The 20,257-nt window shown below is 72.5% G+C and carries 17 protein-coding genes; 12 read left to right on the top strand and 5 right to left on the bottom strand.

The features are described from left to right. Window positions 1–50: 50 nt before the first annotated feature. The 5 genes from KCQ71_RS09540 to KCQ71_RS09520 all read left to right on the top strand — a co-directional run bounded on the left by KCQ71_RS09540 (window position 51) and on the right by KCQ71_RS09520 (window position 6,730). Window positions 51–833: a ComF family protein gene (locus tag KCQ71_RS09540; RefSeq protein ID WP_223405203.1), complete on the top strand. Its 783-nt coding sequence runs from the start codon at window positions 51–53 to the stop codon at window positions 831–833. 239 nt (window positions 834–1,072) lie between these two features. After that, a complete protein-coding gene (gene hpf, locus KCQ71_RS09535) occupies window positions 1,073–1,723 on the top strand; it encodes a ribosome hibernation-promoting factor, HPF/YfiA family (RefSeq protein WP_223405201.1) in 651 nt (216 codons plus the stop codon). A 156-nt stretch (window positions 1,724–1,879) separates the two neighbouring features. Further along, window positions 1,880–3,118 carry a winged helix-turn-helix domain-containing protein gene (locus tag KCQ71_RS09530; protein WP_223405199.1) on the top strand — a complete coding sequence of 413 codons (1,239 nt, stop codon included), beginning with the start codon at window positions 1,880–1,882 and terminating at the stop codon, window positions 3,116–3,118. 119 nt (window positions 3,119–3,237) lie between these two features. Continuing rightward, window positions 3,238–6,216, top strand: coding sequence for a preprotein translocase subunit SecA (gene secA / locus KCQ71_RS09525; RefSeq protein WP_223405197.1), 2,979 nt, complete (start codon window positions 3,238–3,240; stop codon window positions 6,214–6,216). 4 nt (window positions 6,217–6,220) lie between these two features. After that, on the top strand, window positions 6,221–6,730 hold the full coding sequence (locus KCQ71_RS09520; protein ID WP_223405195.1) for a hypothetical protein: 510 nt from the start codon (window positions 6,221–6,223) through the stop codon (window positions 6,728–6,730). Between the two features lie 17 nt (window positions 6,731–6,747). Here the strand turns inward: KCQ71_RS09520 and KCQ71_RS09515 are convergent, their stop codons facing one another. Both KCQ71_RS09515 and KCQ71_RS09510 read right to left on the bottom strand, forming a co-directional pair. Further along, on the bottom strand, window positions 6,748–7,287 hold the full coding sequence (locus KCQ71_RS09515; protein WP_223405194.1) for an Rv3235 family protein: 540 nt from the start codon (window positions 7,285–7,287) through the stop codon (window positions 6,748–6,750). A 10-nt stretch (window positions 7,288–7,297) separates the two neighbouring features. Beyond that, window positions 7,298–8,320, bottom strand: coding sequence for a LysM peptidoglycan-binding domain-containing protein (locus tag KCQ71_RS09510; protein ID WP_223405192.1), 1,023 nt, complete (start codon window positions 8,318–8,320; stop codon window positions 7,298–7,300). A gap of 136 nt (window positions 8,321–8,456) precedes the next feature. Between KCQ71_RS09510 and KCQ71_RS09505 the strand changes: the two genes are divergently transcribed. The 3 genes from KCQ71_RS09505 (at window position 8,457) to KCQ71_RS09495 (ending at window position 11,614) form a co-directional block, all read left to right on the top strand. Next, window positions 8,457–8,963 (top strand): hypothetical protein, encoded by a 507-nt coding sequence (locus tag KCQ71_RS09505; protein ID WP_223405191.1) that lies wholly within the window; start codon window positions 8,457–8,459, stop codon window positions 8,961–8,963. A 213-nt stretch (window positions 8,964–9,176) separates the two neighbouring features. Beyond that, window positions 9,177–11,099 (top strand): 2-oxo-4-hydroxy-4-carboxy-5-ureidoimidazoline decarboxylase, encoded by a 1,923-nt coding sequence (uraD, locus tag KCQ71_RS09500; RefSeq protein ID WP_223405189.1) that lies wholly within the window; start codon window positions 9,177–9,179, stop codon window positions 11,097–11,099. 2 nt (window positions 11,100–11,101) lie between these two features. After that, entirely contained in the window at window positions 11,102–11,614 is a 513-nt protein-coding gene (locus KCQ71_RS09495) for a nucleoside deaminase (protein WP_223405188.1), read from the top strand. Window positions 11,615–11,618: 4 nt separating this feature from the next. On the opposite strand, the gene KCQ71_RS09490 is transcribed toward KCQ71_RS09495, so the two are convergent. After that, on the bottom strand, window positions 11,619–13,181 hold the full coding sequence (locus tag KCQ71_RS09490; protein WP_223405186.1) for a helix-turn-helix domain-containing protein: 1,563 nt from the start codon (window positions 13,179–13,181) through the stop codon (window positions 11,619–11,621). 76 nt (window positions 13,182–13,257) lie between these two features. Beyond that, a complete protein-coding gene (locus KCQ71_RS09485; RefSeq protein ID WP_223405184.1) occupies window positions 13,258–13,509 on the bottom strand; it encodes a helix-turn-helix domain-containing protein in 252 nt (83 codons plus the stop codon). 130 nt (window positions 13,510–13,639) lie between these two features. Between KCQ71_RS09485 and KCQ71_RS09480 the strand changes: the two genes are divergently transcribed. From KCQ71_RS09480 to KCQ71_RS09470, 3 genes are all read left to right on the top strand, one after another. Then, window positions 13,640–14,293 (top strand): CpaB family protein, encoded by a 654-nt coding sequence (locus tag KCQ71_RS09480; RefSeq protein ID WP_223405183.1) that lies wholly within the window; start codon window positions 13,640–13,642, stop codon window positions 14,291–14,293. Continuing rightward, window positions 14,290–15,681 carry a CpaE/TadZ family protein gene (locus tag KCQ71_RS09475; protein ID WP_223405181.1) on the top strand — a complete coding sequence of 464 codons (1,392 nt, stop codon included), beginning with the start codon at window positions 14,290–14,292 and terminating at the stop codon, window positions 15,679–15,681. Before KCQ71_RS09480 ends, KCQ71_RS09475 begins: the two co-directional genes overlap by 4 nt. Window positions 15,682–15,788: 107 nt before the next feature. After that, window positions 15,789–16,253 carry a DUF6912 family protein gene (locus KCQ71_RS09470; RefSeq protein ID WP_223405179.1) on the top strand — a complete coding sequence of 155 codons (465 nt, stop codon included), beginning with the start codon at window positions 15,789–15,791 and terminating at the stop codon, window positions 16,251–16,253. Window positions 16,254–16,266: 13 nt separating this feature from the next. Here KCQ71_RS09470 and KCQ71_RS09465 read toward each other — a convergent pair whose 3' ends face one another. Next, window positions 16,267–16,644, bottom strand: a complete 378-nt coding sequence (locus tag KCQ71_RS09465) for a VOC family protein (RefSeq protein WP_223405177.1) — start codon at window positions 16,642–16,644, stop codon at window positions 16,267–16,269. A 207-nt stretch (window positions 16,645–16,851) separates the two neighbouring features. Between KCQ71_RS09465 and KCQ71_RS09460 the strand changes: the two genes are divergently transcribed. Next, window positions 16,852–20,238: a phosphodiester glycosidase family protein gene (locus KCQ71_RS09460; RefSeq protein WP_223405176.1), complete on the top strand. Its 3,387-nt coding sequence runs from the start codon at window positions 16,852–16,854 to the stop codon at window positions 20,236–20,238. Window positions 20,239–20,257: the final 19 nt, after the last annotated feature.

The raw sequence follows: 20,257 nt of genomic DNA, 5'->3' as shown, positions 1-20,257 counted from the left end.
CAGCGCCCGACGGCGGAGGTCGCCCCGGGTGCGTGCGTTCTGCTGGGTAGGTGTTCTCGCGGGCGTGGGCGCGGGTGGTGCGCACGGTGCTGGCCGACGTGCTCGACCTCGTGCTGCCGGTCGAGTGTCCGGGCTGCGGCGCGCACGGGGCGCACCTGTGTGCGGACTGCCGCGACGTGCTGACCGCGCCGCCGCGGCGCTGCGAGGATGACACCGTGTTCCTCGCGGCCCGGGACGCGGGCGGGATCGTGCCGGCGGAACTGGGGCTGCCGACCTGGGCCGTCGCGCCGTACGCGTCCGGGTCCCGACGCGTCGTGCTCGCCTGGAAGACCGGTGTGCGCCCCGATCTGGCCGCCGAAATCGCCGGCGTCGGGACCGCGGCCGGCCGCGGGCTCGCCGAGCACCTGATCGAGGCGCCCGGGACGGGGCCGATCCTGCTCGTCCCCGCCCCGTCGGGCTGGCGGCGGCGCCTGGCCCGCCGGTTCGTGGTGGGGGACCTGGCGGACGCCGTCGCCGCCGGGCTGAGCTCGGGCCTCGCGCGGCAGGGCCGGGGCCGCCCGGTGTGGGTGGTGGATGTGCTGCGCCGGCGTGGCGGCAGCTCCCACCGGCTCGGCGCGGCGGCCCGCGGACGGTCCGGCCGAGCGGCGGTGCGTCTGGTCGCGGACCTGCCGCCCGAGGCGTCCTGCGTGCTCGTCGACGACGTGGTCACCACCGGCGCCACTCTGGCCGCGGCACGGGATGCACTGACCGCGGCCGGTGGGCAGGTGCTGTGCGCGTTCGCCCTGCTGGCGACCCCGCGGCCGGGTAGCACGACGTGGCGCGCCGACCCATGACCTTTCGCCTATCGGATCCGCGAGGAGTGGACTAGCGTCAGGTCATGGAGCACAACACAGGCGAGGGGCGCACAGCGCAACCCTCGCCTTCTGTGTTCGCGGACCGGCGTGAGGGGGAGGTGAGGCCCGCCTGCAGACTGCGCCCCGACCGCTGAGAAAGGCCGGGTGAGCGCTCAAGCCCTGGCCGGGGACCCCCAGGAAAGAGGTCTCGGCCGCACTCTCTCGAACCGGAGGACGTCATGGAGATCGTTGTAGTCAGCCGCCACACCGAGGTGCCCGAACGATTCAGGCAGCACGTGGAGGACAAGCTCTCGAAGGTGGGGCAGTTCTCGCCCTACGCGCAGAGGGTCGACGTCGAGGTGACGCACGAGAACAACCCCCGTCTGGCCGACCGGTCCGAGCGGGTCGAACTGACCGTCCGCGCGAAGGGCCCCGTGGTCCGCGCCGAGGCGAGCGCGCCGGACCGGTACGCCGCGCTTGATCTCGCGGCCGGCAAGCTCTTCGAGCGACTCCGCCGGGCCAGGGACCGGCGCAAGTCCCACCACGGCCGCGCCGAGGCGCCGCCGGTGCCGGAGCCGGTCGAGCTCGCTCCCGAACCGGTCGAGGACGACGAGATCTCGATGACCCCGACGCCGCCCACCGAGACCGGTGTGGCCGTGGAGGCACAGCTCGGGGACTCCCCGGTTGTGATCCGGCAGAAGGTGCACGACACCGATCCGATGACGGTGGACCAGGCCCTCGCCGAGATGGAACTCGTCGGGCACCCGTTCTACCTCTTCGTGGACGCCGAGACCAAGCAGCCCTGCGTCGTGTACAACCGGCGCGGCTGGACCTATGGCGTGATCCGCCTGAACTACGAGGCCGAGGCCCTGATGCACGCGACCGCCTGACGACAACGACGACCGCCGGACATCAGCGGCGGCACCGACGCCCGACCGTGGCGGGTCCGAGGACACCCTCGGGCCCGCCCGGATGGGCGTTCGAGGTAGGTCGGGGAGTGTGGGTGGGCCGGGGGAGTGTCGGTGTCGGGCCCTAGGGTCTGACGCATGCCTCGCACGCTCACGCTCGCCCAGGCCCGCCGGATCGCCGTCGCCGCGCAGGGACTCGCAGGGGAACCCGCACAGACCCGCCCGCCCGTCGTCACGATGGCGCACCTGCAGCGGATGATCGACCGGGTCGGACTGTTGCAGATCGACTCGGTGAACGTGCTCGCCCGGGCACATCTGCTGCCCGTGGTCGCGCGGCTCGGCCCCTACGACGTCGCCCTGCTGGAGCGGGCCACCACGGGGACCCCGGCCCGGCCACGGCGGCTCGTCGAGTACCGCGCCCACGAGGCCGCGTTCGTACCCCCGCGCACGTTCCAGCTGCTGCGGTGGCGGATGGAGGGACCGCGGGCGCTCCGCTGGTACGACGGCGTGGCCGCGAAGGACCCGGAAACCGTGGCAGCCGTGCTGGACATCGTCGCCGAGCACGGACCTGTCACGGCGGCGCAGGTGCACGACCTGCTCGGGCACGAGCGCCCGGAGAAGGTGAACTGGGGTTGGAACTGGACCGCCGCCAAGCACTCCCTGGAGGCGATGCTCGCCGTCGGGCGGGTGGCCTCCGCGTACCGGAACGCCTCCTTCGAGCGGGCCTACGACCTCCCCGAGCGGGTGCTGCCGGCGGAGGTCCTCGCCGAGGACGTCCTGCCGCAGGACGAGGCCGTCCGCGCGCTCGTGGACATCTCCGCCCGCGCCCACGGGGTGGCAACCGTCCGGGGTCTCGCGGACTACTTCCGGCTTTCCATCGCGCAGACGTCGGCCGCCGTCGCCCAGCTCGTTGGCGCGGGGGACCTGGAGGAGGTGGCGGTGGCCGGGTGGCGCCGCCCGGCCTACCTGCACCCGGAGGCCCGCCGGCCGCGCGCCACGAACGCCCGTGCCCTGCTCGCCCCGTTCGACCCGCTCGTGTTCGAACGGGAGCGCACCCTGGAGCTGTTCGGGATGCACTACCGGATCGAGATCTACACGCCGGCGGCCCAGCGCCAGTTCGGCTACTACGTGCTCCCGTTCCTGCTCGGCGACGAGCTCGTGGCGCGCGTCGACCTCAAGGCCGACCGGGCCGCCGGAGTGCTGCGGCTACGCAGCGCGTTCGCCCAGCCCGAGGCTCCCACCGCCGTCGGGCATGAGCTTGCGCAGGAACTGCGCGTCATGGCGGACTGGCTCGACCTGCCGGACGTCACGGTCGACGCCGACGCCGCCGGAGACCTCATCGGCGACGTGGCGCGCGCCCTGCCCGGGGTGCGCTGAGAGCGAACCTGTGCCGTGATCGGCGGTCCGGACCGGTACCGCCGTCGGAGCTCTCGCATACGATGGACGGTGCACCGGTGTCGAACGACACCGGATGATCCGATCCACCGGGAGTGTCAGTGCCTTCGATCCTCGACAAGATCCTGCGCATGGGCGAGGGCAAGATCCTCAAGCAGCTCAACGCGGAGAAGGATCAGGTCAACGCTCTCGAGGACTCCATGAGCGACCTCACGGACGCGGAGTTGCGTGAGGAGACGGACGTCTTCAAGAAGCGGGTCGCCGACGGGGAGTCCCTCGAGGACCTGCTGCCCGAGGCGTTCGCCGCGGTCCGCGAGGCTGCCAAGCGCACCCTCGGCCAGCGGCACTTCGACGTGCAGATCATGGGTGGTGCGGCGCTGCACCACGGCAACATCGCCGAGATGAAGACCGGTGAGGGCAAGACCCTGGTCGCCACCCTGCCGGCCTATCTGAACGCGCTGTCCGGCAAGGGCGTGCACGTGGTCACGGTGAACGACTACCTGGCCAGCTACCAGAGCGATCTGATGGGCCGGGTGTTCCGGTTCCTCGGCCTGACCACCGGCGTGATCCTGTCCGGGCAGAAGCCCGACGAGCGCCGCCGGATGTACGCCGCGGACATCACCTACGGCACGAACAACGAGTTCGGGTTCGACTACCTGCGCGACAACATGGCCTGGTCCTCCGCCGAGCTCGTCCAGCGCGGCCACAACATGGCCATCGTCGACGAGGTCGACTCGATCCTCATCGACGAGGCCCGGACCCCGCTGATCATCTCCGGGCCGGCCTCGGGTGACGTGAACAAGTGGTACGCCGAGTTCGCCCGCGTCGCCAAGCGGCTGCGCCGCGAGAGCGACTACGAGGTCGACGAGAAGAAGAAGAACGTCGGCGTGCTCGAGCCGGGCATCGAGAAGGTCGAGGACTACCTCGGCATCGACAACCTCTACGAGTCCCTGAACACCCCGCTGATCGGGTTCCTGAACAACGCGATCAAGGCGAAGGAGCTGTTCACGCGGGACAAGGACTACGTGGTCATGAAGGGTGAGGTCCTCATCGTCGACCAGCACACCGGGCGGATGCTGCCCGGGCGTCGCTACAACGAGGGCATGCACCAGGCGATCGAGGCCAAGGAGGGGGTGGCCATCAAGGCCGAGAACCAGACTCTGGCCACCATCACCCTGCAGAACTACTTCCGGCTCTACGACAAGCTCGCCGGGATGACCGGTACCGCGATGACCGAGGCCGCGGAGTTCCAGAACACCTACACGATCGGCGTGGTGCCGATCCCGCCGAACCGGCCGATGGCGCGGATCGACCAGTCCGACTACGTGTACAAGAACGAGCAGGCGAAGTTCGAGGCGGTCGTCGCCGACCTCGTCGAGCGGCACGCCGCCGGGCAGCCCGTCCTCGTCGGAACCACCAGCGTCGAGAAGTCCGAGCTGCTCTCGAAGATGCTGAAGAAGCAGGGCGTCCCGCACGACGTCCTGAACGCGAAGCAGCACGCACGCGAGGCGGAGATCGTCGCGATGGCCGGCCGCAAGGGTGCCGTCACCGTCGCCACGAACATGGCCGGCCGTGGTACCGACATCATGCTCGGCGGCAACGCCGAGCACCTCGCGATCGCGAACCTGCGCGAGCGTGGCCTGGACCCCCAGGAGACCCCGGAGGAGTACGAGGCGGCCTGGCCCGAAGCCCTCAACGAGGCCAAGGAGTCCGTGGCCGCCGAGCACGACGAGGTCACGGAGCTGGGCGGCCTGTACGTGCTGGGCACCGAGCGGCACGAGTCCCGCCGGATCGACAACCAGCTGCGTGGGCGCGCCGGCCGTCAGGGCGACCCCGGCGAGTCCCGGTTCTACCTGTCCCTCGGTGACGACCTGATGCGGCTCTTCAACGCCGCCCTCGCCGAGCGGTTCATGAACTCCTCTGGCTTCCCCGACGACATGCCCATCGAGTCCAAGATGGTCACCCGCGGGATCGCCAGCGCACAGGGCCAGGTCGAGGCACGCAACTTCGAGATCCGCAAGAACGTCCTCAAGTACGACGACGTGCTCTCCCGCCAGCGCACGGTCGTCTACGACGAGCGCCGCCGCGTGCTCGACGGAGAGGACCTCGAGGCCCAGGTGCAGACGTTCCTCGAGGACGTGATCACCGGTGTGGTCACCGAGGCGACCAGCTCCGGCCCGCCGGAGGAGTGGGACCTCGAGCAGCTCTGGACCGACCTGAAGACCGTCTACCCGGTCTCGATCACCATCGAGGACGTGATCGCCGACGCCGGTCACGAGACCCGGGTGACCACCGAGCAGCTCGTCGCCGAGCTGAAGTCCGACGCCAAGCTCGCCTACGAGAAGCGGGAGCAGGAGATCACCCCGGACCTCATGCGTCAGCTGGAGCGGCGCGTGGTGCTGTCCGTGCTCGACCGCAAGTGGCGTGAGCACCTCTACGAGATGGACTACCTCAAGGAGGGCATCGGGCTGCGCGCGATGGCCCAGCGTGACCCGCTGGTCGAGTACCAGCGCGAGGGCTTCCAGCTGTTCCAGGCGATGAACGAGTCCATCAAGGAGGAGGCCGTCGGCTTCCTCTTCAACGTCGAGGTGCGCAGGCCCGAGCAGCCGGCCGAGACCGACGGCGTGGCCGTGGTGGAGGGCTCCGAGACACCCGTGCTCGAGGCGGCAGCCGAGCCGGGCGCCGGCGGCACCGACGGCCCCACGGCCGGCGACGCGGACGCGGCGAGCGGCGCCAGCGCGAAGCCTTCCGGGCCGGCGGGCGCGAACAGCCCCCGCACCCCGGGCAAGCGGGCCGGCCGCAAGTCGATCCCGGCGAAGCCGGTCGTCGCGGCCGGCGCTACCGGTGCGGACCCGGACGACCCGCTCGGGCTCGGGGCGCCACAGCGCGCCACGAACCTGCGCTACTCCGCGCCGAGCGAGGACGGCTCGATGGGCTCGACGGTGCGCGCGGCACAGGCGGGCGTGACCCCGGCCGAGCAGGCCGCTGGGACCGGCGGTGCGAACGCGGCCGGTGGCGGGGGCGCGGCGAACCGGGAGCAGCGGCGCCGGGCCGCGAAGCAGGCGAAGAAGCGTCGCTGACGAGATGCGTCGGCTGCACGGTGAGCGGGACCATCACTCGCCGCTGCTCGAATTCGCGGTGCTGGAGAGACGCCTGCACGATATGAACGGCGACCTCGGAGCGATCGGTGGCGCGGTGGGCGGTATGGCCGGAGGCGGGGCTCCCGGAGCGATCGGTGGCGCTTCGGGAGGGCGGGTCGGCGGGCGGCTCGGGGCCAAGCTCTTCACACGTACCCTCGGCCAAACCGTCCGCCTCGACGTGGCCTACAGCGACGCAGCCTTCACATTCGTCGGTCGGTGGCTGGGTCTCGGGGACCACCGGGGTGGGACGGCTGGGCGAACCCTCGTCGGCGTGCGGATGGTCGGGGCGGCATCGTTGCTGCCCGCGATCTTGCAGGTGCAGTGGTATGACGACCACTTGGTCGCAACCGCCCACGCGATCGAGGGCCTCATCAAGCAGCACGGCGCCGTGACAGCACTCGAACGCCTCGCCGAGGCGCTCGGCGTCGGCATCCGGCATCCCGCCGGGGCGTAGCGTGCACTGCGTCGGGGTCAGCCGATCTCGAGCGCGGTGGCGCGCCACCGGCCACGACGGGTCTCGAGCCGGATCGCGGCGGCCCTGACCCGGTTCCCGTCGTGCACCACCACGGACGACTCCCAGGTGCCCGCGGCGATCTCGCACGGGTGCACCCGGCGGATCGTGACCATCGGCGGGTGACTCGGTCGGCCGGCGATCTCCATGCCGAGGCTGGCGCGCCGGTTCAGCGCGGTCCACAGGTCCGCGTCCAGCCAGCGGGAGAGCTGGGCCGCCGGGCGTGATCCGAGCAGGGCCTCGACACACGCCCGGACGAGGGTGGCGCTCCAGGTGCCGGCGTCCGGGAGCTCGGGGACGGCCCCGCGGGACCAGACCAGGCGTGGACCGGTGTCGTCGGCCACGTCCTCGGCCGGTGCCTCGGCGGGCGCCGGCGGGCCGGAGAAGCGCACCCGGTCCCAGGTCCGCCGGTCCGGGGCGTTCGGATCGACCAGGAGCCGCGGCACCGTGTCCGGCGGCTCCGGTGCCGTGCGCGGCCGGGCGATCGGCTGAACGCTCATGGTGGACTCCTCAGGGGTTGGTGGGCGGGACGAGTTCCTGCCCGGGCTGGATGAGGTCGGGGTTCGGGCCGATGGTTGCGGCGTTCACCGCGTACCAGTGCGGCCACGCGGCGGCGATGTCGGCGTCGGTGACGGTCGAGGCGTCACGGGCGAGTTCGGCGGCCGCGATGGACCAGAGCGTTTCGCCGGACTCGACCAGGTGAGGTGCCCCGGTGGCGGTGCCAGCCGCGTCACGCGGGGTGGGCGTCCCGCTCGGGGCGACGGCCTCGGTTTGGCTGGTGGTGGCGGTCGTGGGCGTGGCGTCGAGTTGGGTGGTCGCGTCGTTCGTGGCGCTCGGGCCACTCGGGGTGGCGGCCTCGGGCTGCGTGGTCGGGCCACTCGTGGGGGCGGTCTCGGGCCGGGGGGAGGCGTCGTCGGTGGCGGCCTCGCTCGGGCTCGCGGTGGTCTCGGAGTCCGTGCGCTCAGGCGTCGGGTCGGCCGGGCCGGTCGCCGCATCGTCGGCGGCGAACGCACCCCAGGTGAGGTCGGGACCGATGACCACCTCGGTCGCGCCGGTCCCGTTCTCGGGGTCGGTGCCGGCCTCCGGAGTGGCGTCGATCTCGGGATCAGCCTCGGAACTCGGAGCGGGCGCCCGATCGGAACCGGCTCCCCAGGTGACGTCCGCGCCGACGGACGCTCCGCCGTCGGGCATCGGTTCCGCCTGCGCGGGCGCGACCAGCGCCCCGGCGGCCAGGGCGACGCCGACGCCCACGGAGGCCATCCGCGCCATGAACGGCGCGCCGCCTGCTCGCAGCGCACGCTCGCCCGCGGACCAGCCGCGTCCGGCGGCCCGCGCGGCCAGACAACCCAGCGCCAGTACCGCGCTGACGCAGTACCAGGCCAGGACCCCCAGCGCGCACCAGAGCAGTCCGAGCGCGATCGCCTCGTCCACCGAGCGTGGGGTCGCGGCCGCGGGGAGGGCCACCGTCGCGAGCCAGGCCGCGACCCCACCGGTGATCCCGGCGACACCCAGGGTGAGGAGAGCCCGTCGCATGAGACCACCGCGTTTCATGTCAGTTCGTGTCGGTACGTGACTTTCGATGGAGTTAGGTGTAGTCCTTTCGGCGGTCGTTGTCCAGAGCAGTGCCGGGCATGTGGACAACGCGGGCGGCCTCCCTACTGTTGGGTCCATGAACTGGGACGACCTCTTCGCCGACCTCCAGGCCCAGTTCGTGGCGCAACAGCGGGCCGAGCAGGGCGAGCTGGTCGCGGACCTGGTGGAGGCCGAGGTGGCCACCACCACGTTCGGGGACCGGGTGCGCGCGGCGAAGGGCCGCTCCGTGACCGCGCGCCTCGTGGACGGCACCGACCGCCGCGGCCTCGTGACCGACGCCGCACCGACGTGGTTCGTGCTCGGCGAGGGCGAGCGGCGCTCACTGATCCGGATGGACGCCGTCGTCGCGGCGTGGCCGTTGGCCGGCGTCGCACCGGCGCCCGGGCGGGTCGAGCAGGGGTTACGGCTCGGGCACGTGTTGCGGGCCCTTGCAGCGGACGGAGCCGAGGTGCTCACGCACACCCTCGGCGGGATGCACCGGGGCCGGATCGTGCGCGTCGGCGCCGATCACCTCGACCTGGCCACGGCTGCGGCGGTGCTCGTCGTGCCGTGGTCGGCGCTGTTGAGCGTCGACTCCCCGTAGGCGCGCCGCCGGCGCCGGGGAGTCCGCTTTGGAGGATCCTCCAAGGCAGTTCGGGGCTGGCGGCCGAACGTTGGCGGATTGGTGACTGGCACGGCGCACCCGTGATGAACGACCGTGGTTACCTGCGCACAACGCGGAAGTCACATTCCAGGATTCGAAAGATTGTTGGTTCGCGGATTCGACGACGAATCGACCCGACTCCCCGAGGTTCCCATGTCTGTTGCGACACCCAGCCCCACCCGCACCCGGTCCGTCCATCCGGTCGACGAGCGACTGCCCACGGGCAAACTCGCCGTGTACGGGCTGCAGCACGTGCTCGCGTTCTACGCCGGCGCCGTCATCGTCCCGATCCTGCTGGCCGGGGCCATCGGACTCGACGAGCGCGAACTGATCCACCTGATCAACGCGGACCTGTTCACCTGTGGGATCGCTTCGATCATCCAGTCGATCGGGTTCTGGAAGGTCGGGGTCCGGCTCCCGCTGCTGCAGGGGGTCACGTTCACCGCCGTGAGCCCGATGATCGCGATCGGCCTCGCCGCCGGCGGCGGCACAGACGGGCTGCTGGTGATCTACGGCGCGGTCATCGTGGCCGGGCTGTTCACGTTCCTGATCGCACCCTTCTTCGCCCGCCTTATCCGGTTCTTCCCACCGGTGGTGACCGGCACCGTGATCCTGATCATCGGCATCGCGCTGCTGCCGGTGGCGGCCCAGGACGCGGTCGGTGGCGCCGGCGGCGACCCCACGAACCCGCGGAACCTCGCCTACGCACTGGGCACCCTCGCCCTGATCGTGGCGATCCAGCGGATCTTCAAGGGCTTCATGGCCACGGTGGCCGTGCTCATCGGACTGGTGGTCGGCACGCTGGCCGCGTGGGCGTTCGGGGACGCCCACTTCGGCGGGGTTGCCGAGTCCGCGTGGGTCGGTGTGACCACGCCGTTCTACTTCGGCTGGCCGCAGTTCAGCGCCGCGGCGATCATCTCGATGATCGTCGTCATGCTCATCACCGCGGTGGAGACCACCGGTGACGTGTTCGCCACCGGGGAGATCGTGGACAAGCGCATCAGCAAGGTCGACATCGCCCGGGCGCTGCGCGCGGACGGGCTGGCCACCACGCTGGGTGGGGTGCTCAACTCCTTCCCCTACACCTGCTTCGCGGAGAACGTCGGCCTGGTGCGGCTGACCCGGGTGAAGAGCCGGTACGTGGTTGCCGCCGCGGGTCTGATCATGATCGGGCTCGGCCTGCTGCCCAAGGCCGGCGCCGTGGTGGCGGGCATCCCGCACCCGGTCCTCGGCGGCGCCGCACTGGCGATGTTCGCCACCGTCGCCGTGGTGGGCATCCAGACCCTCTCCCGGGTGGACTTCAACGACCACCGCAACATCGTCATCGTCGGCACGAGCATCGGGCTGGCCCTGCTCGTGACCGCGCAGCCGGCGGTCGCCCAGGCGGTGCCGTCCTGGGCGGAGATCATCTTCGGCAGCGGCATCACGCTCGGCAGCATCACCGCGATCGGACTGAACCTGGTGTTCCACCACGTCGGGCGGGGCCGGGGACCGGCCGTCGCGGGCCGGCCCGGTGCCGACTCGATCTCTCTCAGCCAGGTCAATGCGATGAGCCGCGAGGAGTTCGTCGCCACCTTCGCCGCGCTGGTCCAGGGGGAGGGCTGGGTGGCCGAGCGTGCCTATGACCGGCGCCCGTTCGGCGACACCCAGACGCTGCGGATGGCCCTGCAGGAGGCCCTGTTCGCCGGCGGAGTCGACGAGCAGCGGACGCTGATGCAGGCCTACCCGGACCTCGGCGGGCTCGGCGAGGAGGCCGGCGCGGACTCGGCCGCGGAGCAGTCCGAAGTGGGCCTGACCCGGCTCGACGAGGAGTCCCAGGACGAGTTCACCCGCCTCACGGGCACCTATCGCGAACGGTTCGGGGTCCCGCTGATCTCCTGCGTGCGTGACATCGGTGCCCGCGAACGCGTGCTCGCCTCGGGGTGGGAGCGGCTGTCGAACTCCGACGCCCAGGAACACGCCACCGCCATCATCGAGATCGCCAAGATCGCCAACCACCGTTTCGAGTCACTCGTCGCGGACGCCAACCCCATCAGCGCCGCGCGCACGCGTAGCCTGGACCGAGCAGGGAGCTGACCATGAGCCACATCGAACTCGCGGAGGGGCGGATGATGACCGCGGACCCCAGGCAGGAGCACTGGCTCGCCGAGGCCGTCGCCCTCGCTCGCAGCAACGTCGCCGACGGGGGCGGCCCGTTCGGGGCGCTCATCGTGCGCGACGGTCAGATCCTCGGGCGGGGGGTCAACCGGGTCACGCGTGACAACGACCCGACGGCGCACGCCGAGGTCTGCGCGATCCGTGCGGCGGCGTCCGCGCTCGGGGACTACCGCCTGACCGGGACGGTGCTGTACACCTCCTGCGAACCGTGCCCGCTGTGCCTGTCGGCCGCCCTGTGGGCGCGCGTCGACCGGGTCGTGTATGCCGCGGACCGTTACGACGCGGCCCGCGGCGGCTTCGACGACCTCGCGTTCTACGAGCTGTTCGCCAAGGACCGCTCCGAGTGGGACACCGAGGTCGTCTCGCTCAAGGTCCCGGGGGCGGCTGGTCCGTTCGACGACTGGCTCGCCCGCCCCGACCGCGTGGCGTACTGACGCCTCACCGCAGCCCCAGCGCGAGGAAGACGTCCACCCGGTCGGCGAACCGGGACAGGTCCCTGCCGGTGAGCTCCTCGACCCGGCCGATCCGGTACCGCACGGTGTTCACGTGCAGGTGGAGCGCCTGGGCGGTCCGGGTCCAGGATCCGTCGTTCTCGAGGAACGTCACGAGGGTCTCCTCCAGCGACGCGTCCTGGTGCTCGGCCCGACGGGTGGCCAGGGCGCCGAGCACCCGGGCCGAGAACGCCCGCCGGACCTCGTCCGGCACCGCCGCGAGCAGACCGACATGGCTGGTCACCTCGGCCGCGGTGACCACCTCCACCGGTGCCGGGCGCAGCCGCGCGAGGGCGAACGCGTGCCGGGCCTCGTCCAGGGCACCGGCGATCGCCGCGTCGGTGGTGCGCGCGCTGATGCCGACGCAGAAGCGGCGTGCCCCCATGGCCGGCGTCAGCCGCAGGGCCGCGGCCCGGACCCGCTCGGCGGCGTCCACACGCGCCGCCGGCACCAGCGCCAGCGTCACGCCGTCGGGCCCGACCGAACCCACCGCACCGCGCCCGAGGTGCGCGGCGACGTCGTCCAGGATCGCGCCTGTGGCACCGGCCGGCGCGCCCGGGCCGGGCCCGGCAACCACCGCGACGAACGGCTCGTGGGGGTCTACACCGCACTGGTCCAGCAACGCGTGCGCCTCGGCGCCGGAGCCGTGCCCCTGCGCCACGAGCGCGAGGACGCCGTCGGCCAGGGTGTGCGCGACCTGCCGCACCGGCGCCCTGCGTGCCTCGTCCAGGGCCACGACGGCGCAGAGCTGGGTGATCGTGTCCAGGTGGTCCTCCGGCCAGTCCGCCCAGTTGCCCTCGACGAGCACCATCGTGGTGGTCACCCGGTCCGCGAGGGCACCGGCGCCGGCGAACACCGACCACGGCCCGACGGCGTCGCCCGGCTCCGTCGGCACGGTCACCACGGTCGGCAGCCGCGGGGCCCGCAGGTAGGCCTCGGTGATGTGGTCGAGCGTCGCGTCGGAGAGCGGGTCGCCCTCCCCGGCGAGCCGGCGTCCGCTCGGCGTCAGCACCCGGCAGGCCAGGCCGGTCTCGGCCCGCACCTGTCCGAGCAGTTCGGCCACGTTGTAGCCCTGCGCCAGAGCGAGCAGCAGCCGGCGCTGGCGGTCCAGGCGGGCGGCGAGCTGGTCGCCCCGCTCGGTACCGACGCGGCCCACGATGTACTCGGTGAGGGTGGCGAAGGAGACCGGCGGCGGCACCTCGAACAGGACCAGCCCATGGCGGGCGCAGGCGGCGACCACGTCCTGCGGCACCGGACCGAAGTAGGCCGTGCCGGCGGCCAGCGCCACCGCCCCAGCGGCCCGGATGGTCGCGACGAAGGTCTCCGAGTCGGCCGGCCCCTGCCGCCACATCAGGCCGGATATCACCAGCTCCCCGCCGCTCAGGTATCGGCCGGGGTCGATCAGGTCCGTCGTGTAGACGACGTTGACCGGCGCCTCGAGTGCGCTGTCGTCCCCGACCAGCAGTCGCAGGTCCAGGTCCTCGGCGTCGAGGAGGTCGCGCAGCCTCATCGCCCGAACCTACTCCGGCACGGCGCTGCCGATGACCCCTGGCCCGCCCGTGCGCGCGGTCCTGGGGCCGTGGGCGTCAGCCCTCGGTCAGCGGTGCGGTGTCGTCGAGGTCCGCCATCGGGTCCCCGCCATGGGCGATCCGCTCCTGGGTGCGCTTGTACATCCGGGCGATGTACGCCTCGAGCTCGGTGTTCTCGACGCGCCAGGTGCCCTTGCCGCCGATCTGGATCGCCTTCAGCTCCCCGCTGCGCACGAGGGCGCGCGCCTGCGACATCGTGATCTGCAGGACCTCCGTCACGTCCGCGAGAGAGAGGAATCGCGCTTCCATCCTCATAGTTTGACAGCGAACGACCCGCTTGGAGTGAACATGAGCAATCTGTGCATAACTTCCCGCAACGGGTGTTCTCTTGGCACCATGGGTGCACTCCTCGAAGGGCGAGGGGTTGGGGGGAGCAACGATGCCCGATCCGAGTACACCTGCGGCGCCGCGGCTGCGTCGGCCGAGTTGGCGCGACCCTCGGTTGGGGATCGGGATCCTCCTGGTGGCGCTGTCCGTGGCACTCGGTTCGTGGGCCGTCACCAATGCCGCCGACACGGTCGAGGTGTACCGCACCACCGACGCACTCAGCCCGGGCGACCGGATCGACCCGGTGGACCTGGAGGTCGTGCGTGTGCATGTCCCCGACATCGATCTGTATCTGACCCCGGACGAACCGGTCCCCGACGACGCGGTGGCGATCCGCGCCGTCGGGCCCGGTGAACTCGTGCCGGGTTCGGCTCTCGGCACCGAGTCGCAGGTGGAGGTCCGGCCGATCTCCCTGCCGATGAGCGCCGCCCTGGAGGCGTACCTGGAGAAGGGGTCGCGGGTGGACCTGTGGGTGGCGCTGCCGGACCCGGACGGCGTGGGCGCCAATCCCGTCGGCCCCGCGCAGCTGTTGGTCGAGGGCGTGGAGGTCTGGGACATCCACGAGGACACGTCGCTGTTCGCGGGCACCGACCAGGTCCAGGTCCAGGTCCTCATCGACGTGGCCGACCTGCCGGACGTGCTGGACGCGCTCAGCAGCGGGGCGGAGATCACGGTGGTGCCGCTGCCCGGGCAGGCCGACTCGTGAGCACCGGGGTGCTGCTCTGCCTGCGCGGCGAGGTCGAGCAGTCGCTCGTGGCCTCGATCGCGGCCGCCCCGGGACTGTCCGTGGTGCGCCGGTGTGCCGACACCGCCGAACTGTTGGCCGCGGCCCTGGCCGGTCTGGGCTCGGTGGCCGTGGTGGACGCCGACTTCGAGGTGGACCGCCCCCTCATCAGCCGGCTGCGCGCCGCGGGCACCCGCACCCTCGTGCTCTGCGAGCCGGACGCGGTGGACCGGCACGCCCGGCTCGGGGCGGTCGCCGTTGCCCCGGACGGAGACCTCCTCGGCGCGGTCACCGCCCTCGCCGACGGCATCGACAACGACACCGACCGCACGGCGGAGCGCTTCGACGTGGTCATCGGCGCCGGCTGGGACGACCCTGGCGGGGCGTCCACGGACGCACCGGAGCAGGGTCCGACGGCGGAGTTCGCCGAGTCTGGTGCCCTCACCGGGGCTGGGGCAGCCCTAGGCGATCACGATCCCGGGCGCGTGGTGGTGGTCTGGGGGCCGGCGGGTTCGCCGGGGCGCACGACCATCGCCGTCAATCTCGCAGCGGAGCTGGCCGCGGCGGGGGAGCCGACGCTGCTCGTCGACGCCGACATCTGGGGCGCGTCCGTGGCTCAGGTGCTCGGCGTGCTGGACGAGTTCGCAGGCCTCGCCGCCGCAGTCCGGGCCGCCGATCACGGCACCCTCGACGCCGCATCGCTGGCCAGGCTGACCCCCTGGGTGTCCCAGGACCTGCGCGTGCTGCCCGGGCTGACCCGGCCCGGGCGGTGGCGGGAGGTGAGCGGTGCCAGCCTGGACGTGCTGTGGGATCAGGCCCGCCGGCTGAGCCGCTGGGTGGTGATCGACGCCCCGGTCCTGGTGCCCGACGACGAGTCCGGGCTCGGCCTCGGCCCCGCCCGCAATGCCGTGGCGGCATCCGCATTCGCGGCCGCCGACGAGCTCGTCGTGGTCGGCGCCGCCGAGCCGATCGGGGTGGAGCGCCTCGTGCAGGCCCTGCTCGACCTCGACGACGTCGCCCCCGCCGGGCTGCACCGTACCGTGCTGGTGAACCGCGTCCGGGCCTCTGCCGCCGGCCCGCGGGCAGCCGCTTCCGTCGGGGAGGCGTTGGCCCGGTTCGCCGGAGTGAGCGACCCGGTGCTCGTACCTGACGATCGCCCCATGTGCGACCGGGCCCTGCTCGCCGGGACCGCCTGGGCCGAGGCGGCGCCCAGGTCCGCGGCCCGGGAGACCGTCCGGGACGTGTCGCGCGAACTGCGGGACCGGGCCGGCCAGCGGGCGCATGCGCCCGGGCGTCGCTGGTGGAGCGGGCGCGGCCGAGGGCTGCGTGCCGACCGGGTCGGCGTGGCCCGGACGCTGCGTGGACAGTAGCCGGCGGATCCACGGTCGAAGGGTGCGCGGCGCCTGCGTCGGACGCCTGGGCGTGGCGCGTCCCCAGGGTCCACGCGTCCCGGCCGCCGCTTTGACACACTGACGCCATGCGCATCTTCCTGCCTGCCACGTCGGCCGACCTCGACAACCCCGACGGCGTGGGCGCGCGTCGGGCGCATGCCCTCACCGCGGCGTGGCGTGCCGCGATCGGCGACGAGGACCCCGAGACCGGCGAGTTCGCGACCCTGCTGATCGCCGCCGACGAGAGCGTGACGCGGATCGGCGCCACCGGCGCCGCTCCGTTGCGGGTGGTTATTGCCGCCGACGTTCCCGACGCCCAGGTGCGCGCACCGGGGCAGGAGGCGCCGCCGTCGGCCGTGCTTGTCGACGACGTGCCGTGGTCCGCGGTGGTGAGCATCCATGTGGACGACCCCGGCGACAGCGAGGTCCGAGACCAGGTCGCCCGGGCGGCCACGGGCGACGAGGCGGCTCTGGCCGGGACCGGTGACGTCGACCTGCTCTGGTACGACGTCACCGAACGCGGCCAGTTGCGGGAACTGCTGCGGGCGTGACGGACCGCGCGGGTCAGGACCGCGGCGTCCAGGCGGGCACGTACGTCGGCTCGTAGAGCAGCACCGGCTCCAGGCCCGGGACGTCGAGCATCGCGCAGCGACCGTAGGAACGTTCGGCGACGTCGCCCGTGAAGGTCGCACCGCGGGCCGAGAGGTCGGCCATCGTCACCTCCAGGTCATCGCACATGAGCGAGAGTTCATGGCGCTGGATGGAAGGTTCCGTCTGCCCGGGCCAGGTACGCGGATGGACGCCACCCTCACTCGGGCCGCTGGCGAAGATGAGCCAGCCGGGGGACGTCTCGAGGAAGCCCCACCCGACGACGTCACGGAAGAACGCGCGGGTGGCGTCGGGATCATCGCTGTAGACAAGGGTGTGGATTCCCGTGATCATCAGTTCACGATACGACTGTCCACGCAGCGGAGGAAGGCCTGAACGCGGTCATCGGAGGGCCGGGCGCAGCCTGACCCGTCACCCTCGAGCAGCGCGCCGCACACCCGCCGTTCACCGGCGGGCCGCCTCGCCGCCGTAGGGTGCTGGCAGTGCCACGTGGGTCGGACGTCGGCCCACCGCCACGGATCACGCCACCGGAGGAGAACCGTGCCCCTACCCACTCGACGACTCATCGCCGCGCTCGCGGGCGCCGGCCTGCTCCTCACCGGACTCGTGGCGCCCGCCACCGCGGACCCCGCTCCGGCGGCCGGGAACGGACTCGTGCGTCCGGGCGACGACAACGGCCTCGGCCTCGATGCGGACGGGTCCGTGCTGCACGAGGTCTCGACCCGGCCGATCGCGCCCGGACTGGACCTGACCAGCTTCCAGCGGTTGGAGGACCAGGGCTGGACGACCGGCAACATCCTCGTCGCGGACCTCACCGAGCCGACCCTGAGCATGCAGGTCCTCGACTCGGGCACCACGACCGCACCCGCGACCGTGCTGGACCAGGTGGCCGGTACGGGCGCCGTCGCCGCCGTGAACGGCAACCACTTCGACATGAACTACACGAACGTCCCGATCTTCACCACGATCACCGGCGGCGAGGTGATCAACGGCTACGCCCAGCCGTACCCGGCGTTCACGATGACCGACGGCGTCGCCACCATCGAGTACCTGTCCGCCGCCGGCGCGCTCACGGTGGGCGACGCGACGCACGATCTCGCCGGCTTGAACCGCGCGACGATCCCGGCGAGCGGCATCGGCGCCTACAACGAGCGGTGGGGCGACGCCGCACTGGACCGGCCGGCCGGGGTGCCCGGCGAGACCGACGTCGCCACCGCCGTCGTGCAGGGCGGTGTGGTCACCGCGGTCGCGGACGGGACCGGCGCCGGCGTGCCCGACGGTGCCCAGGTGCTGCTCGGCCGGGGCGCCGGCGCGGCGACGCTGCGGGCCCTCGAGGTCGGTCAGGCCGTCGAGATCAGCATCAGCCCGAGTTCCGACGTCGACCTCGGCATCGGCGGCAACGTGCCGCTCGTGCTCGACGGCGAGCTCGCCGAGTTCCCGGACGAGGCCGTCGCGGCCCGCACCGTGCTCGGCCTCACCGAGGACGGCAGCGAGCTCATCGTCGCGACCGTCGACGGCCGGGGCGCCACCGCGCGCGGGCTCACCAGGATCGAGATGGCGGAGCTGATGATCGACCTCGGCGCGTACAACGCCGTGAACATCGACGGCGGCGGCTCCACCACCATGGTCGCGCGGCCCGCCGGCGGCACCGAGGTCGAGCTCGTGAACACGCCCTCGGACGGTTCGGCGCGCGTGGTCGCGAACTCCCTCGCGTTCTTCTCCTCGGCCGACTCCGAGCGGCTCACCGACGTGGCCGTGCGTCCGGCGCTGGCCGATCCCGACGCCCACAACATCATTCCGGGCCTGACCCGGACGGTCGAGGGCGTCGGCCTGTCCGAACAGCTCGCGGGTGTGCCTGCTCCCGGCGTGACCACCGTCAGTTCGCCGGGGGGAGCGCCGAGCGGACGCGACGCGAACGCCGTCATCACGCAGCGGCAGCGGACCGGGGCCGTGCTGACCGGCGTGACGCCCGGGCCGGTGACCGTGACCCACCGGGCCACCCGGATCACCGGCACCGCGGAGTTCACCGTGCTCGGGCCGCTCGACCACGTCACCGCCTCACGCCAGCAGATCGCACTGGACGCCGCCGGGGACACCGCGACCGTCTCGCTGGATGCCCTCGACGGTGACGGGTTCTCCGCACCGGTCGAGACCGCGGACGTCGAGGCGAGCATCACCGAGGGCTTCACGGTGGCGGCCAGCGGTCCGGACACCTACACGGTCACCGCCGTCACGGGCTCCGGCTCGGCGCTGGTCACGTTCGAGGTTGCCGGGAAGATCGTGCAGGTGCCCGTCACGGTCGGCCTCACGACGGCGCCGGTCACCGACCTCGCCGACGGCGCGTCCTGGCGGTTCGAGCAGGCCCGCGCCTCCGGGACGCTGACGACGACCACGGGGCCGGACGGCCAGAACGCGCTGCGCCTGCAGCACGACTTCACCACCTCCACGGCGACCCGCGGCTCCTACGCGGTGGCCCCGGTCCCGATCGCGATCGAGGGCCAGCCGCAGGCCATCACCATGGCCATCGACGGGGACGGCACCGGCGTCTGGCCGCGGCTGCAGGTACGCGACGGCGACGGCGTGGTCCGGCAGCTCGACGGGCCGCTGGTCACGTGGGAGGGCTGGCGGGAGGTCACCTTCACAGTGCCCGCCGGCGCGCCGTTCCCACTCACGCTGGAGCGGGTGCGGCTGATGGAGACCCGGTCCGCGGTGAGCTACCACGGGGACATCTCGTTCTCGGACATCAACGCCGTCGTCGCCCCGGACGTGGCGCAGCCCGAGGCCGCCCCGGTGCACGACCCGGTGATCGTCACCGACGGCACGGTGACCGGGTACTCCCAGCAGATCGCCGTGATGTCCGACGCGCAGTTCGTGGGCCGGGCCCCGGAATCGGACATCGTGGCCGCCGCGCGGCGCACCCTCGCCGAGATCGTGGCCGCGGACCCGGACCTGCTCGTCATCAACGGCGACCTGGTCGACGAGGGGGCACCGATCGACTTCGACCTCGCCCGGCGGGTGCTCACCGAGGAGGTGGGCGACGCCGTCCCCTGGCTGTACGTGCCCGGCAACCACGAGATCATGGGCGGCTCCATCGGCGAGTTCGAGGCCGCGTTCGGTCCGGCCCAGCAGGTCACAGACCTCGACGGCACCCGGATCATCACTCTGGACACGTCCGCCGGATCGCTGCGGGCCGGTGGACTCGACCAGATCCGGATGCTGGAGGATGCGCTGGACGCAGCAGCGGCAGACCCGGCGGTGACCGGCGTGGTGGTGTTCTTCCACCACCCCACCGAGGACCCGCTGCCCGGGGACGCCTCACAGATCTCCGACCGCTACGAAGCCGCGGCCGTGGACGCGCTCCTGGCGCAGTTCCGGGCGACCAGCGGACGGTCGATCGCCGTCATCAACGCCCACGTCGGCGCGTTCCACGCCCGTAGCTTCGACGGCGTGTCCAACGTGATCAACGGCAACTCCGGCAAGTCCCCGGCCTCGACACCGGCGGACGGCGGGTTCACCGGGTGGACGCTGCTCGGGATCGACCCGGCTGATGGCGTGGTCGGGGCGAACCCGGACCCGGTCGCCGACCGGCTGGCCTGGCTGCGCGCGGAGGTGCGACCCCGCGTCGACACGCTCGCGCTCGAGATGCCGACCCAGATGACCGTGGGGGAGGTGGGCCCGGTCGCCGGGACCGTCACCCAGGACGAGGGCCGCGAGGTGCCCGTGGCGTGGCCGATGAGCGCGGACTGGTCCGGCGAGGGCGTGAGCATCTCCGACGGGACCGGGACGGACCTGGAACCCGCGGCGCAGGTGCTCCGGCTCAACCCGGCGACGGGTGAGGTCACCGCGGTTGCGCCCGGGACGGCGACCGTCGTGCTGACCGTGAACGGCGTCAGCCAGGAGGTGGTCGTGACCGTCGTCGAGGGCTGACGGTCTACCGCCCTGCAGG

Origin of the sequence: Occultella gossypii (assembly GCF_019947135.1) — a bacterium.
Lineage (GTDB): Bacteria > Actinomycetota > Actinomycetes > Actinomycetales > Beutenbergiaceae > Occultella > Occultella gossypii.
Note: the sequence above shows the minus strand (reverse complement) of the source record. Positions and strands in the feature narration are given on the sequence as shown.